At 27.4% G+C, this 16,106-nt stretch carries 15 protein-coding genes; 14 read left to right on the forward strand and 1 reads right to left on the reverse strand.

The window, feature by feature from the left end:
* Window positions 1-57: 57 nt before the first annotated feature.
* Window positions 58-597 carry a rubrerythrin gene (gene rbr, locus B3630_RS15225; RefSeq protein WP_346899628.1) on the reverse strand — a complete coding sequence of 180 codons (540 nt, stop codon included), beginning with the start codon at window positions 595-597 and terminating at the stop codon, window positions 58-60.
* Between the two features lie 1,200 nt (window positions 598-1,797).
* Here rbr and B3630_RS15230 point away from each other — a divergent pair.
* The 14 genes from B3630_RS15230 to B3630_RS15295 all read left to right on the forward strand — a co-directional run bounded on the left by B3630_RS15230 (window position 1,798) and on the right by B3630_RS15295 (window position 16,099).
* A complete protein-coding gene (locus B3630_RS15230; protein ID WP_346899752.1) occupies window positions 1,798-2,904 on the forward strand; it encodes a DegT/DnrJ/EryC1/StrS family aminotransferase in 1,107 nt (368 codons plus the stop codon).
* Window positions 2,905-2,971: 67 nt separating this feature from the next.
* Window positions 2,972-3,568 (forward strand): sugar transferase, encoded by a 597-nt coding sequence (locus B3630_RS15235; RefSeq protein ID WP_346899630.1) that lies wholly within the window; start codon window positions 2,972-2,974, stop codon window positions 3,566-3,568.
* A gap of 15 nt (window positions 3,569-3,583) precedes the next feature.
* The gene (locus B3630_RS15240) at window positions 3,584-4,270 is read left to right on the forward strand and encodes a YveK family protein (protein WP_346899632.1); all 687 of its coding nucleotides are present in this window, start codon (window positions 3,584-3,586) and stop codon (window positions 4,268-4,270) included.
* A complete protein-coding gene (locus tag B3630_RS15245; RefSeq protein WP_346899634.1) occupies window positions 4,270-4,998 on the forward strand; it encodes a CpsD/CapB family tyrosine-protein kinase in 729 nt (242 codons plus the stop codon). Before B3630_RS15240 ends, B3630_RS15245 begins: the two co-directional genes overlap by 1 nt.
* Window positions 4,999-5,085: 87 nt before the next feature.
* A complete protein-coding gene (locus B3630_RS15250; RefSeq protein WP_346899636.1) occupies window positions 5,086-5,763 on the forward strand; it encodes an acetyltransferase in 678 nt (225 codons plus the stop codon).
* The gene (locus B3630_RS15255) at window positions 5,729-6,877 is read left to right on the forward strand and encodes a glycosyltransferase family 4 protein (RefSeq protein WP_346899638.1); all 1,149 of its coding nucleotides are present in this window, start codon (window positions 5,729-5,731) and stop codon (window positions 6,875-6,877) included. The genes B3630_RS15250 and B3630_RS15255 overlap by 35 nt, the downstream gene beginning before the upstream one ends.
* Before the next feature lie 76 nt (window positions 6,878-6,953).
* Window positions 6,954-8,060 carry a glycosyltransferase gene (locus B3630_RS15260; RefSeq protein WP_346899640.1) on the forward strand — a complete coding sequence of 369 codons (1,107 nt, stop codon included), beginning with the start codon at window positions 6,954-6,956 and terminating at the stop codon, window positions 8,058-8,060.
* Window positions 8,061-8,117: 57 nt separating this feature from the next.
* Entirely contained in the window at window positions 8,118-9,014 is an 897-nt protein-coding gene (locus tag B3630_RS15265; protein ID WP_346899642.1) for a glycosyltransferase family 2 protein, read from the forward strand.
* 13 nt (window positions 9,015-9,027) lie between these two features.
* Window positions 9,028-10,113, forward strand: coding sequence for an EpsG family protein (locus B3630_RS15270; RefSeq protein WP_346899644.1), 1,086 nt, complete (start codon window positions 9,028-9,030; stop codon window positions 10,111-10,113).
* Window positions 10,114-10,133: 20 nt separating this feature from the next.
* Entirely contained in the window at window positions 10,134-11,294 is a 1,161-nt protein-coding gene (locus B3630_RS15275; protein ID WP_346899646.1) for a glycosyltransferase family 1 protein, read from the forward strand.
* On the forward strand, window positions 11,266-12,456 hold the full coding sequence (locus tag B3630_RS15280) for a glycosyltransferase (RefSeq protein ID WP_346868672.1): 1,191 nt from the start codon (window positions 11,266-11,268) through the stop codon (window positions 12,454-12,456). The genes B3630_RS15275 and B3630_RS15280 overlap by 29 nt, the downstream gene beginning before the upstream one ends.
* Before the next feature lie 88 nt (window positions 12,457-12,544).
* Entirely contained in the window at window positions 12,545-13,657 is a 1,113-nt protein-coding gene (locus tag B3630_RS15285; RefSeq protein ID WP_346868671.1) for a polysaccharide pyruvyl transferase family protein, read from the forward strand.
* Between the two features lie 10 nt (window positions 13,658-13,667).
* Complete coding sequence (locus tag B3630_RS15290; protein ID WP_346899648.1) at window positions 13,668-14,858, forward strand: glycosyltransferase; 1,191 nt, start codon at window positions 13,668-13,670, stop codon at window positions 14,856-14,858.
* Between the two features lie 50 nt (window positions 14,859-14,908).
* A complete protein-coding gene (locus B3630_RS15295; RefSeq protein WP_346899650.1) occupies window positions 14,909-16,099 on the forward strand; it encodes a glycosyltransferase in 1,191 nt (396 codons plus the stop codon).
* Window positions 16,100-16,106: the final 7 nt, after the last annotated feature.

Below are 16,106 nucleotides of genomic sequence, written 5' to 3' on the forward strand. Positions count from 1 at the left end.
AATAAGGGTATTAAATCCAGAATTAACTCTAGATTCAATACCCTTGTTATTTTAATATTAATAGTTTTTAGCTAATAATTGGAAGTAGCTTTGAGGATGTGAACATACAGGACATGCCTTAGGTGCTTTTTCTCCTTCATAGATGAATCCGCAGTTAGCACACTGCCATACCACTTTTTCTTCTTTTTCAAATACTTTTCCATCTTCAATGTTTTTTAATAAAGCTAAATATCTTTCTTCATGTTCTTTTTCAATTTTAGCTACACCTTCAAATAAGTTTGCAATTTTATCAAAGCCTTCTTCTCTAGCTTCTTTTGCAAAAGTAGCATACATATCAGTCCACTCATAGTTTTCACCAGCAGCTGCATCTTTAAGGTTTTCCATAGTATCACCTATGCCATCATGAAGAAGCTTGAACCATATTTTAGCATGTTCTTTTTCATTATTTGCAGTTTCAGTGAAAAGAGCGGCAATTTGTTCATATCCTTCTTTTTTAGCTTTTGAAGCATAAAAAGTATATTTATTTCTAGCTTGAGATTCTCCTGCGAATGCCGTTGCTAAATTAACTTCTGTTTTAGTTCCTTTTAGATTTCCCATCTTTATTCCCCACTTTCTTTTTTATAACATTACCATTAAAAGTAAGTTATTATTTAATAATTATTATTATCTAACAATTTGAATATAGTGTACCATATAAAAAATGGAATGTAAATAATTATAAATAAATATTAACATTTATTTATAATTTCCGTAATATTTACACTTATATATTATCATTATGAAATTATATATGAATTTTAACAATAGTTAAATGGTACAATTCTAATGAAAATCTCATACTATACAGAGAATCTATATGTATATCTTAATAAAATTATAAGTTATTAATAGAGGAAATGTAGAGGTTACTAATATTATACTAGTTGATAAATTGGATAAAAGATTAGAATTAGTTCCAGAGTGATAGAATATCATTGGTTAATTTTACTTTTTTCAAAATAAGAAAATCTCTAAAACCCTTGAGGCCACAACAAATAGTTAACTATTTATATAGTTTCCTATTAACATATATAAATAGTTTAATATATATCTATTTGTTATATGAAAATATAAATTCTCTCCAAATTCTATCACTTTCATTAAACATAGAGCCTAAAACTAAAGTAGAGAATAGTGCAACAAATAAATTTTATTAGAGTGTGTCATAGCAATGCTAGGCACACTCTTTTACTATATACTAAAACTTTTATTCAATATTATAAAAGTTTTATTGTAACTTTAGGGTGAAAGAAGAATTTTATTATTAAAATAATTAGTTATATAAAGTAGAAGTATGTATAAATAAGTGCATATACATACAAATAAAGTATCATGCAAAAGGGCATTGTTATTTCCTAGGATAAAAAGACGAAGAAAACTAAATGAAACAAATGTAAAAAAGTGGTAATATTGTAATGTAGAACTATATGTTTACTATTTATACAAAAACGATGAATTTAATACGCAAACAAAAATTTTAATCAGATTTTATGGTAATAAAATTTAATATTGATTCGTGGTAAGGAATTTTAATATATAAATTTTAAGGATAATTTAAGAAATTTTTTACATATTATCCTATGAAAGGAGGCGAAGTATATAGTGGAAAATATGAAAAGTAACAAGGATATTATTCAATCAATAAAGTTCAACAAAATAGATGAAAGTAAAGAAATTTTAGAATTAGCAGAGCAAAATAGGTTTAGTGAAATAATTAATGAAGATAGCAGAAGGAAAATATACCTTTCATCGCCACATATGGGTGAAGAAGAGATTAAGTACGTACTTGAGGCTTTTGATACTAATTGGATAGCACCAATGGGCCCTAATGTAGAGAATTTTGAGAATGAGATAGCAAACTTTGTAAAAGTAAAAAAAGGCTTGGCACTAAGTTCTGGAACTTCAGCAATTCATATGGCATTGAAGCTATTAGATGTAAAAAATAATGATTTAGTTTTTTGTTCATCATTAACTTTTGTAGCAAGTTGTAACCCAATAATATATGAAAGAGCTGTTCCAGTATTTATTGATTCAGAACCTGAAAGTTTTAATATGTCTCCCAAAGCATTAAAAAAAGCTTTTGAATATTATGAAGAAAAAAATATGAAGCCTAAAGTGGTAATTGTAGTTCATTTATATGGTCAAAGTGCAGATATGGACCAAATAATAAAAATTTGCAACTTTTATAATGTACCTATTGTAGAAGATGCTGCAGAATCATTAGGTGCGACTTATAAGGGTAAGCAAACTGGAACCATGGGTGAATTTGGAGTATTCTCTTTTAATGGAAATAAGATAATAACTACTTCTGCGGGTGGGATGCTTGTATCAAATGATATGAATTCCATAGAGAAAGCAAGATTTTGGGCAACTCAAGCTAGAGACAAAGCTAGATATTATCAACATTCAGAGCTTGGATATAACTATAGAATGAGTAATATTTTAGCAGGAATTGGTAGAGGTCAACTTAAAATGTTGAATAAACGAATATCTAAGAAAAAAAGTATTTTTGAATTTTATGATAGAAATTTTAGGAGTATTCCATGGATTGATATGGAAGAAATTTGTGACTATGGAACATCAAATTATTGGCTTAGTGTGATGACTTTATCTAAAGGATGCAAAATTAAACCCATAGATATAATAAAAGCATTAGAAAAAGAGAATATAGAATCTAGATATATTTGGAAGCCTATACATCTTCAACCTTATTATAAAGAATTTAACTTTTTTAGTCATAATGATGTAGGTATAAGTGTATGCGAAGATATATTTGAAAGGGGAATTTGTCTTCCATCAGATACAAAAATGACAATTGAAGATCAACAGAGAGTAATAGATGTTATAAAAGGATTATTCAAATAAAATTGGAATTATAGGTAATTTATATTTAAAAATACAGAGATAAAATTTAAGAAAGTTAGAGGAGAATATGTTTATAAAAAGAATATTTGATGTTGTTATTTCAATATTAGGACTTATTATTTTATTACCTATATTAATTATTATAGCACTGATAATAAAGATTAAATTAGGAAAACCAATTTTTTTTATACAAGAGAGGGTAGGAAAGAGGAATAAGATTTTTAAAATGATTAAGTTTAGAACAATGAAAGATATAAGGGATGAAAATGGGAAGGTATTACCAGATGAAAAGAGGCATACAACAATAGGAAAAATATTGAGAGCATTAAGCCTTGATGAAATACCAGAGCTTATAAATGTTATAAAAGGAGATATGAGTTTAGTGGGACCGAGACCTCTTTTAAAAGAGTATTTAAGTTTATACTCACAAGATCAGTTAAAAAGGCATCAGGTTCTACCAGGAATTACGGGGTGGGCACAAATTAATGGTAGAAATGCTATATCATGGACAGAAAAATTCAAATTAGATATATGGTACGTGTATAACTGGTCCTTACGTTTAGATTTGAAAATTTTATTTTTAACCATATATAAAGTTATTAAAAAAGATGGAATAAACCAAGATGATAATATTACCATGGAATACTTTAATGGAAGTAATTAAAGGAGGATGAAATTTGTGGATGAAAAATTGATAAATTTTGATGAAATAATATATTTACTAAAGAAAAAAATTTGGATTTTAGTATTAATGACTGGAGTTATATCATGTGTAGGCGGCTATAAAGCTTCGTTAATGACTACAAGTTATCAAGCTACAGCGAAAATTTATGTTGGTAGAGGAAATAATCTAATGGACTATTATTCTCAAAATGAAATTCAATATTACAATGAATTTATGAATACCTTTAATGAAATAATTAGGGTAGATGATTTTTTAAATGAGACATTGAAAAAATATAAAATTAACAAGACGTCTTGGGAAGTTAAAAATTCATTAGGGTTTTCTGCATCAGAGAATACACCTATATTTACAGTAACATATAATACTAGTGATATGAATGGAGCAGAACAGGTACTAACAGCTATATGTGAAGAGTTTAATGAGCAAGCAAAAACTATAATTCCAGATGCTAAGCCGAGAATTATAGATAGTACTAAAGTGTATCCAATAGTGCCTAATAAAAAGAAGCTAATGCTTATGTACTTTGGAGTGGGTGTAATATTTTCCTTGGGATTAATATTTTTTATAGATTATCTTGATGACACTATTAAGAGCAATTCTAGATTAGAAAAAGTTTTACCAGTACCAGTATTAGGGAATATACCTAAGCACGAAAAAGGATTTAAGGGAGGAAGAGAATAATGTTTATATACAATAAAATGCCACATTCTATATCTGCTGAATCCTATAAATCCATACGCACAAGTTTAAAATATTCATCTGTTGACAACACAATAAAGACCATTGTAATAACTAGTTCTGTACCAGGAGAGGGAAAATCAACAATTGCTGGTAATTTAGCACTTTGTTTAAGTGAAAGTGGAAATAAAGTTTTAATTATAGATTGTGATCTTAGAAAACCATCTTTACATAAAAAATTTAGACTTTCTAATTCAAAGGGAATTACAGATTGTTTAATTGACAAAGATAATTTAAAAGAGTCTATACAAGAATTTACTTCAGAGCTATCAGTAATATTATCAGGTACTATTCCTCCTAATCCTGCAGAAATTTTAGGTTCCAAAACTTTTGAAAGATTTTTAAAAAATATAGGAAGTATCTATGACTATATAATATTAGATACTCCACCGTTACTAGCTGTTACTGATGCTAGCATTCTTGCAGGTAAAGCAGATGCAACAATTATAGTAGTGAAGTATGGTAAAACTAGAGAAAAAGATATTAACTTAGCATATAAAGAGTTAAAAAAGGTAAATGCAAATGTAGTTGGAAGTATACTGAATAGTTGCGACATGAAGAGAACAGATTCTTATTATAAATATTATCCTAAAGAAAAAAAGAGTTTTTTTAGTAAAAAATCAAGAAAAAGAAATTATAAAAAATATAAAACTAAAAAAGTTAATGCTTAAAATGTCAAATTACACATATTAATCTTTGACTTTAAGAATCAATTATCATAAATTTGTTTTATTAAGTGGGAAAAAGAGGAAATTACTATGAAAAAAGTTATCATTATAGGAGCAGGAGGAGTTGGAAGAGAAGTTGCATTAATAATAAATCAAATCAATAGTTTTAAACCAACTTGGAATATAATTGGATTCCTGGATGATAATCCAAGAAATTTAGGGAAAACTTTAAACGGATATAGAATTATAGGAAATATTGAGTTATTAAATTATATTAGTAAAGATATATATGTTGTTATAGCTATTTCAAGCTATAGAGTAAAGAAAGAAATAGTTTCAAAATTAGGGGGGAAATTCAAATTTGCAACTTTAATTCATCCAAGAGTATCCATACATGATTTTATGACTGTAGGAGATGGAACAATAATATATGAAGGAACTATTCTAACAACAGATATTAAAATTGGAGAACATGTAATAATAAGTCCTAAATGTGGTATTGGTCATGATTCTATTATAAAAGATTATGTGTCTTTGTTATGGAACGTAAATGTTTCAGGAGGAGATATTATTGAAGAAGGAGTACTTATGGGATCTTGCTCTACGGTAATTCAAAATTTAAAAGTAGGAAAGGGATCAATAATAGGAGCTGGTTCTGTAGTAGTAAAGGATATTCCAGCTTATAGTACTGCTGTAGGAGTTCCTGCAAGGGTCATAAGGGAAGAGGAGGTTTATGAAAAAGATATTATATATAACAACAGTAAGTAGAACAATTAATGCATTTTTAATTCCACATATAGAAATGTTAATAGATAAAGGACATGTTGTTGATTGCGCATGCTTTATAGATAAGCCTATAGACAAGAGATTAGTATCTAAAGGAGTTAAAGTATATAATATACCCTTTTGTAGAAAGCCTTTAGGTTTAAGAAATCTAAAAGCTTTTTGGAGATTAAAATTCATACAAAAGAAAAATGAATATGATGTTGTCCATGTTCATACGCCTATAGCAGCATTATATGGGAGAATATTAAAAGTTTGGTTTCCTAAAATAAAAATTATATATACAGCTCACGGCTATCACTTTTATAAAGGTGCACCTAAGATAGCATGGTGTATGTTTTATCCTATGGAAAAGCTTATGGCTAGATTTACAGATGTAATAATAAATATTAATAATGAAGACTATGAAATAACTAAAAATAAATTAAAGCCTAAAATGTGTTACTTAATTAATGGAGTGGGTATTGATTTAGAGGATATTATAGATACCAAGCTAAAAGGAGAAGATTTAAATGTACGGGAACTCAGTTTTGATAAAGATGATTTTATAATACTTATGATAGCAGAATTAAATCATAATAAAAACCAACTTCAGCTTATAAAGGCATTGGAACTTATAAAAGATAAGTATCCAAAGATTAAGGCAATTAGTGTAGGAGAAGGATATAAGTTGAAAGAATTAAAAGAGGAGTTAATAAAAAGGGGGATAGAAAAAAATATAAGTTTTTTAGGATATAGAGAAAACATAAATGAGCTTATAAAAATTTCAGATATAGGGATATTACTGTCCTATAGAGAAGGATTGCCTAAAAGTATAATGGAGTTTATGGCGCATGGGAAAAAAGTTATAGGTACTAATATAAGAGGAATAAGAGATATTATAGAAAATAAAAATATAGGTAAGTTAGTAGAAGTGGGAGATTATGAAGATACTGCAAGGGCTATAGAGGAATATTATCTAGAAGGAGATAGAAGCTTTAATACGCCTAAGGAAATAGAAAAATATGATGTGAATAATGTAATAAGTGAGCTGGAATATATATATGATGCTTTGGATTTACAAGAGTATTATTTACCTGAAAAAAACATAAATATATAAATATATAAATAATTAGATACTACTAGACTTTAACAAGTAGCAATAGAAAGACATGTTATCGAAGGGATGTAAGAATATGAAAAGGTGTCTCCATATATTACCAATGAATAAGCTAAGTGGAGCTGAAAAAATGGTACTACTAATTTGTAAAAACTTAACTAATTATGAGTCCATAGTCGTATGTGGTGGTGACAAGCTAAAAAAAATTTTTGAGGATAATAACATAAACAGTTATTCCTTAAATTTTTCTAAGAAAGATATTTTAAAAAATATAAAGTATCTTAAAAATATTATAAGGGGTAATAATATAAAAATAGTTCATGCCCATGATAATAATGCTTCAATACATGCTTACTTAGTAAAGAGTATATATAGGGTCGATATAAGGGTAATATCTCATATTCATAGTTGTTATCCATGGATAAATAGTAATGGATTAAATAGAAGTATTGATAAGGTATTAAGACCAAAATATGATTACAATATCACTTGTGGTAAGGTTGTATATGATTTTTATAAAGAAAATACAAACTATCTTAAAATGGCTAAAATATCAATATTATCTAATGCTATGGATGTGGAAGAAATAATAGATTTTAGAAGTAATAAAAGTGAGTGGATAGCTACAAAATATAATATTCCACAGAATAGAAAAGTAATAGGATTTGTAGGTAGATTAGATGAAGAGAAGGGACTTATTCCTTTTGTAAAAGAATTTGATAAATATAAGAAAAAATTTATAGATACAAAAATTTTCATAATTGGAAGCGGATCGCAACAAGAGGAAATTAAGTTTATGGTAAAGGAATTAGAATTGGAAGAGTTTTTTATATTTACAGGATTCCAAGAAAATATATATGATTTTTTCCCTATCATAGATGTGTTTTTTCTACCTTCACTATACGAAGGTCTTCCAATGGTAATACTGGAAGCTATGGCATTTGGAATACCTGTTGTAGCTATGAATGTAGGAAGTATAAGTGAAGTTATAAACTCTCATAGAGGAAGACTCATAAAGCCAGGAGATTATAGAAGCTTTATGGATGAACTAATAAATTTGAAAGAGGATAATCAATTAAGAATTAATCTTGGAAATAATGGACGTGAATTTATAAAAGGAAACTATAATATAAAAAATTACTGTAAAAAAATTGAGAAAGTCTATGATAGTATTAGTAAGTGATTTATTTGAAAATAAAAGTAGATATAGAAAAAGTATAATTTAGGACGGAGGATATTAATGAAACCAATTTTAACAGTTTTTACTCCAACTTATAATAGAAAAGAACTCATATATAAGTGTTATGAAAGTTTGAGAAGACAGACAAATAAAAATTTTAAATGGTTGGTAGTAGATGATGGATCAACAGATGATACTAAAGAGCTGATTATAAATTGGAAAGAGGAAACAGACTTTCAAATAGATTATATATATAAAAAAAATGGAGGTATGCATAGTGCTCATAATACTGCCTATGAAAATATTGATACAGAGTTAAATATATGTATAGATTCAGATGATTATATGACAGAGGATGGAGTAGAAAAAATTATAAAGGCTTGGAATGAAAGAAAGGCAGAAAATATAGCAGGAATTGCAGCTCTTGATTTATATGAAACTGGTGAGATAATAGGAACGAAGTTTCCAGAAGGATTAAGGGAAGCTACTTTATTTGATATATATCATAAATATGGTATTAAAGGAGATAAAAAACTTATATATAGGACTGAGCTTACAAAAAAATATCCATATCCTGAATTTGAAGATGAGAAATATGTAGGACTAGCTTATAAGTGTCATAAACTAGATGAAAAGTACAAACTAGCTTTGGTTAATGAACCTGTTTGTATTGTAGAATACATGGAAGATGGGTCTACGAAGAATATGCTTAGACAATACAGAAATAATCCTAAAGGATGGTGCTTCTATAGGATAGAAAACTTAAAGATACCTAATACATCTTTGTTATACAGATTTAAAGAATGTGTTCATTATGTATCTAGTAGTTTAATTGTAAAGGATAAGAATTTTTTAAGTAAGGTTCCATACAAAGGGATTATGTTAGCAGCCATTCCATTGGGATATATTTTATATAGTTATATAATCTTTAGAACTAGAGATATAAGAAACTTATAGAAAGGAGAAGAAAATGGGAATATATTATGCTACATTAGCTTCAACTTTTATATTATCCTTACTCGCTAGAATGGCTAATGATAAAAAGTACAAGCTTATAGCTATCTTTTGGATTTCTCTTGTAGTTTCGGTTTTAGTATTATTTTCAGGGCTAAGATCTGGTATTGGAGATACAGGTATGTATAAGCACACATATGATCTTTTAGTAGAAAATCCTAATTTTTCTAAAGCTAATGGCGACTATGGGTTTGTCCTATTAAATTTAATTTTAATTCAATTTTCTAATAATCCACAAACTATTGTATTTGTAGTAGCTTTAATGACTCAACTATGTAATGTCTATACATTAAACAAGTATAGGAGTTACATAGAATTAGAAATATTTATGTATATAGCAGCAGGTTATTTTACCGTTACCATGAATGGAATGAGACAATGTTTGGCAGCAGCTCTTTTATTTCTATGTGTAAAGTTTATCATAGATGGTAGCTTTAAAAAATACTTATTTAGTGTACTTATAATTTCAACTATTCATCAATCAGTTCTATTTATGATTCCAATATATTTTATAGCAAGATTAAAACCTTGGTCAAAGAAGATATACATGATAATTGGAATTGCTGTATTAGGAATTCTTTTTTATGAGGTGCTAAGCAGTTACTTGTTTAAGATTATAGAAAATACTAATTATGGATATTATTCTGATTTTGACGAAGGAGGATCGAGTATAATGAGAACCCTTGTAAACATGGTTCCAATTATATTTGCATATTTAAAAAGAAATGAACTAAAAGAAAAGTGGCCACAGAGCAATGTATTTGTTAATATGGCTCTTTTAAATTGCATATTTGTAGCCTTTGGTATGTCAAATTGGATATTTAATAGATTTTCATTATATTTACAATTTTATAATTTTATACTATTACCATATATAATACGTAATTGTCTAGAGGGTAAGCAAAGACGAACAATATATTTAGCATTCATAGTGTGTTATCTAATCTTCTTTTATAGAGAGCAAGTAATAGGACTTAATATGCAATATAAGAGTGTTTTAGATATAAAATCTATTTTCTATTACGCTCCCAATCATAGATGAAAAGTAAGGAGAGATGAGAAATGGAAAGAAATAAGGTGCTTCACATTGTAGGTGGAATGGACGTGGGTGGTACCGAAACTATGCTTATGAATTTATATAGAAAGGTTTATAAGGAAATTCAATTTGACTTTGTTTCTTATTACCATAAGGAAGGCTATTATGACGAAGAAATTAGAAAATTAGGTGGAAGAATAATAAAGTTAGATCCTCCAAGCGAAGTAGGTGTTATAAAATCAGTAATAAATTTAATGAAGATTATAAAGAATGAAGATGAGTATAGTGCTGTTCATGCTCATACTTTATTTAATTGTGGAGTGGGAGTATTGGCTGCAAAACTAGCTGGAGTAAAGATAAGAATATCTCATGCCCATACTACTAAGGATTATAGTAAAAGTCTAATAAAAAGATTATACATATCCATAATGAAGGGGTTAATAAAGGGGTTTTCCACAAACTTTTTGTCATGTAGCGATGCAGCTGGTGAGTACTTATTTGGATACAGTACACTTAAATATGATAGATACTGTAAATTACCTAATTATATTGATTATGAAAGATTTATTAATAATGAAGGTAGTAGTTATATAAGAAAAAAATTAGAAATAAATAATGATGATATTTTAATTGGTAATGTAGGAAGATTTATTCATGCAAAAAATCATAATTTTTTAATTGATTTAATGTCAAACTTAGTGAGAATAAATCCTAAATTTAAATGTATTTTAATTGGTGACGGAGATTTAAGGGGTATTATAGAAGAAAAGATTAAAAAATTAAACTTAGGCAACAACATACATCTGTTAGGTATTAGAGATGATGTGAATAATATACTTAAGGAAATAGATTTATTTATATTACCATCAACCTATGAGGGATTAGGACTTGTACTTTTAGAAGCACAAGCTTCAGGAGTACCATGTTTAACATCTACGGCTATTCAGCCAGAAGCAGATTTACAGCTAGGTCTACTTAAGAGATTGAATCTTGAAGCAAGTATAGAAATCTGGAGTAATACAGTAATTAAAATGTTAGAACAATCTAAGGTTGATAAGCTGTTAATAAAAAGAACATTTGAGTTTCAAGGATATAAAATTCAGGATATTAAAGGTAAACTATATAAAGTATATGGAATAGAATTAGAAGGGGATAAATATGAAGAATGTGCTAATAGCATCCTTTGATATGGAAGTTGGGGGAGTAGAGAGAAGTCTTATAAATATGCTAGAAAGCTTTGATTATAACAATTATAATGTAGATTTGATGTTATATAGACATAAAGGAGATTTTATGAAGTTATTAAGAGGCAAATTTAACATTCTAGATGAGATAGAAGAATATACAACCTTTCGAAAATCCATATTAGAGATATTTAAGGATAAAAAAATTAGTTTAGGATTAGCACGTATTAAAGCTAGAATGGATGCTGCTAAATATGCTAAAAAAAATGCTTTAGAAGAATCTGGACATATACAGATGCAGAGGATGTGGCAGTATTCATTGAAATATCTACCTTGTTTAAATAAACAGTATGATGTGGCTATAAGCTACTTATGGCCGCATTATTTTGTAGCTAACAATGTAAAGGCTAAAAAAAAGATAGCCTGGATTCATACGGATTATTCCTGTATTGATACTGATGTTATAGAGGATATAGAGCATTGGAATAAATTTGATTCTATAGTAGCTGTATCGGAAGAATGTAAAAATTCCTTTTTAAAGAAATATAACAAACTAAATAATAAGGTGGTGGTAATGGAGAATATAGTATCTTCAGAGTTTATAAGAGCCATGGCTGTAGAAGAAGTGGAAGATGATATAAGTAAAGAAAAAGGTTTTAAGCTTTTATCAGTAGCTAGATTGTCAATGGCAAAGGGAATAGATAATGGAGTTAGAGCTTTAAGAATATTGCATGATAAAGGTTTTACAGATATAAAGTGGTATGTAGTTGGGTATGGGGGAGATGAGGGGATGATAAGAAAGTTAATAAAAGAGAATCATCTTGAGAAAGATTTTATAATACTAGGAAAAAAAATCAATCCCTATCCCTATATGAAAGGTTGTGATTTATATGTACAGCCATCAAGGTATGAAGGACGAGCTGTAACTGTTACTGAGGCTCAAATACTAGGAAAGGCTGTAATCATTACTAATTATCCTACGGCTAAAAGTCAGCTAAGAGATGGAGTTGATGGATTAATATGTGATCAATCAGTAGAAGGAATATCTGCTGGAATAGAAAATATTTACAATAACATACATTTAAAAAAAGAAATGGAAGAATGTTGTAGAAAGAGTAACTATGATAATATGGAGGAATTAGGAAAGGTGTATAAGCTATTTTAAGAAAGGGAGAAGATATGGAGCCGCTAGTAATGAGTTTGCTAAAAAGTAAAATATTATTTACTATTAATAAAAGATAAGGAATAAAATTATGAAGGTGTGTACAATAACTTGTCATGATGTATATAATCATGGAGCTTCGCTACAAGCATATGCATTAATGGCATATTTAAAGTTGATTGGAAATGATGTAGAAATCATAGATTATAAACCAGATTATTTAAGTGGACATTATAAGTTAATTTCAATAGATAACCCTAAGTGGAACAGAAATTATATAACAAAATTTATTTATATAATTTTAAAATTACCATTTAAATTAGCATTGTTAAAAAGGAAGAAAGCCTTTGATACTTTTAAAAATAAATTTATGTCATTATCAAAATATAGATATGCATGTAATATACAACTAAAAAATAATATTCCTAAAGCAGATGTTTATTTATGTGGAAGTGATCAAATATGGAATTGTCTACGGGATAATGGAAAAGATTCCACTTTTTATTTGGATTTTGTACCAGATTCAAAAATAAGAGCCTCCTATGCAGCGAGTTTTGCAACAGAAACTATTGATAATAAATACAAGAATTTTGTAAGAGAAAATCTACTAAAATTAGATAGAATATCGGTAAGAGAAAAGAGTGGGAAAAAAATCATTAATGAATTAGAGTTAAAAAAGGTTGAAGTGGTAGTTGATCCTGTATTTTTAGTAGATAGAAAAATGTGGGATGATATTGGTAATAGAGAGTTTAAAGATAAATATTTATTAGTTTATGATTTTGATAATAATCCAATAATAAAGAAATTAGCATTGGAAATTTCATATTATAAGGGATGTAAGATATATACTATAAGTCACTATAGAGGGTCATATGAGGATAAAAACTTCAAATTCAGTGGACCAGAAACTTTTGTATCTTTAGTGAGAAATGCAGAATTTGTAATATCAAACTCGTTTCATGCAGTAGCCTTTTCTTTAATATATAAGAAACCTATGGCGATTGTTAGAAGGTTAGAGAATATAAATACAAGGATGAGAGATTTGTTAATTGATCTAAATTTAGAACATAGATATATTGAAAATGATTATATTTTGGATAAATTGTTAGAGGATATAGATTATGCTAAAGTGGATAAAATTTTAAACACAAAAATTATTTCTTCAAAAAATTATATAAATGAAGTTTTGTCAATTAAAAAGTAGGTGATTAATAGTGAAAAAAGATATATTATTTGTAATTAATTCCTTAACAATCGGAGGTTCAGAAAAAAGTTTAGTTTCTCTTTTAAATGTAATTGATTATTCAAAATATAGAGTAGATTTGTTAATGCTAAGAAAGGGAGAATCATTAGACAAGTATGTTCCAAATGAAGTTAATATATTAGATATTCCCAATTTTTATATATACTTAAACAATGAAAATTACGATAAAACAATAGTTAAGGGATTATTATATAGAATGTGTCGTATAAAATCATCTATAGACATACGATTAAATAAATTAGAAAGTAAAAAAACTAAAAATAATCAACAAATATTTTATATAAATCAGAAGAATATATTAAAAAGGATTGAAAAGAAATATGATATAGCAATTGCCTTTGCACAAGGATTTCCAACTTATTTTGTGGTGGATAAGGTAGATGCAGATAATAAAATAGCTTGGATAAATTGTGATTACAAAGCTACTACTTATAATAAAGAGTTAGATAAAATATTTTATGATAAAATTCACAAAATAGTTGCAGTTTCTGAGTCATCAAAAGATTCAATTATAAATGTAAACAAAAATTATACAAATAAAATAGTGGTAATTAAAGATATAGTTAATCCAGATATAATTGTAAATATGGCAATGGAAAAAATTAAAGAAATTGATTCTAATGAAGTTAATATATTAACTGTAGGTAGATTAGTTATAGGATATAAGGGATATGATATAGCAATAAAAACTGCTGATTTACTAAGAAATAGTGGTTATAAGTTTAAATGGTATGTTGTTGGAGATGGACAAGATAAAGAGAAGTTGCAAGATTTAGTTAAAGTATATGACCTTGAAAAATATTTTATATTATTAGGATCTCGTGATAACCCATATCCTTACATGAAAAAGTGTGATATATACGTTCAACCATCAAGAAATGAGGGCTTTGGATTAACTGTTATAGAAGCAAAAATTTTGAAAAAACCAATTGTGTGTACTAATTTTAATACTGCTAACGAATTAATCAAAAACGGGGAAGATGGTTTAATCGTAGAACAAAATGAAGTACAGCTATTAAATGGGATAAAAAGATATTTAGATGATAACAGTTTCAGAGATAATATTCTTAGAAATCTTAAATCAGAAAATGAATATAATACAATGAATGAAATATATAAAATTTATGAATTGTTTAAATAGTAACTAGATATATGAATTAATAAATATATTACTATTGTGGATGTGATTAAATGTATAAAATAATATTTATGGTTATTAATATGAACATAGGTGGCACAGAAAAAGCACTGCTATCAATGATCAGAGAAATGGATAGAACTAAATGGGATATTACTATTCTTATGTTAGAAGAGTATGGTGGATTTTTAAATGAAATACCAGGTTGGGTTAATGTTAAGTATGTAGATGAATATAAGAGTTTAAAATCATATTTTATTGAGCCACACTTATCTGCGTTAAAGAAAAACATAAAAAACCATAAATATGTGGAGAGTATTATTATTGCAATCTTATATTTAATCATTAAAATTACTGGTAACCTTAGCTATTATTATAGGTATATCTTTAAAAATATAAAAACTTTAGATAATAACTATGATATTGCAGTAGCTTATGCAGGACCTATGGACTTTATAACATATTTTGTTGCAAATAAAATAAAGTCAGAAAAAAAAGTACAATGGATACACTTTGATATAGAAAAAATACATTTTAATAAAAGATTAACATCTAAATTATATAAAAGTTTTGATAAAATTTTTGTGGTATCCAAAGATGGTATAGGTAAATTTATAAAGAATTTTCCTAAGTTAAAGGATAATACTCAAGTATTTTATAATATTTTAGATCATCAGAAGATAAAAAGTTTGGCTGATAATGGAGAATCTTTTAACGATGATTTTCACGGAATTAGGATTCTTACAGTAGGAAGATTAAGCAAAGAAAAAGGACAAGATTTAACAATACCTGTTTTAGCAAGATTAAAAAGTGAAGGATATAAACTAAGGTGGTATTGTGTTGGAGAAGGCAGAGCTAGAAGTGAGTATGAAAAAAATATAAATGAATTGAAAATTGAAAAGGATTATGTACTATTAGGATCAAGATTAAATCCTTATCCATATATGAAAGATTGTGATATATATGTGCAATCATCAAGACATGAAGGCTATTGTATAACTTTAGCTGAAGCTAGGTGCTTTAATAATCCAATTATAACAACTAACTTTACTGGAGCAAATGAGCAAATAATTAATGAAGAAAATGGAATTATAGTTAGTGAAGATGCTGATTCCATATATTTAGGGATTAAAAAGCTATTAGACAATAATGGCTTATATGAGGCAATTAAAAACAACCTTAGTAGTAAAATTATAAATACAACAGCAGAAATTGAAAAAATTAGTAGAGTAATTATGAGCTGAAAAATGA

The organism is Clostridium sp. UBA7503 (assembly GCF_002477055.1).
Taxonomy (GTDB): Bacteria; Bacillota; Clostridia; order Clostridiales; family Clostridiaceae; genus Clostridium_J; species Clostridium_J sulfidigenes.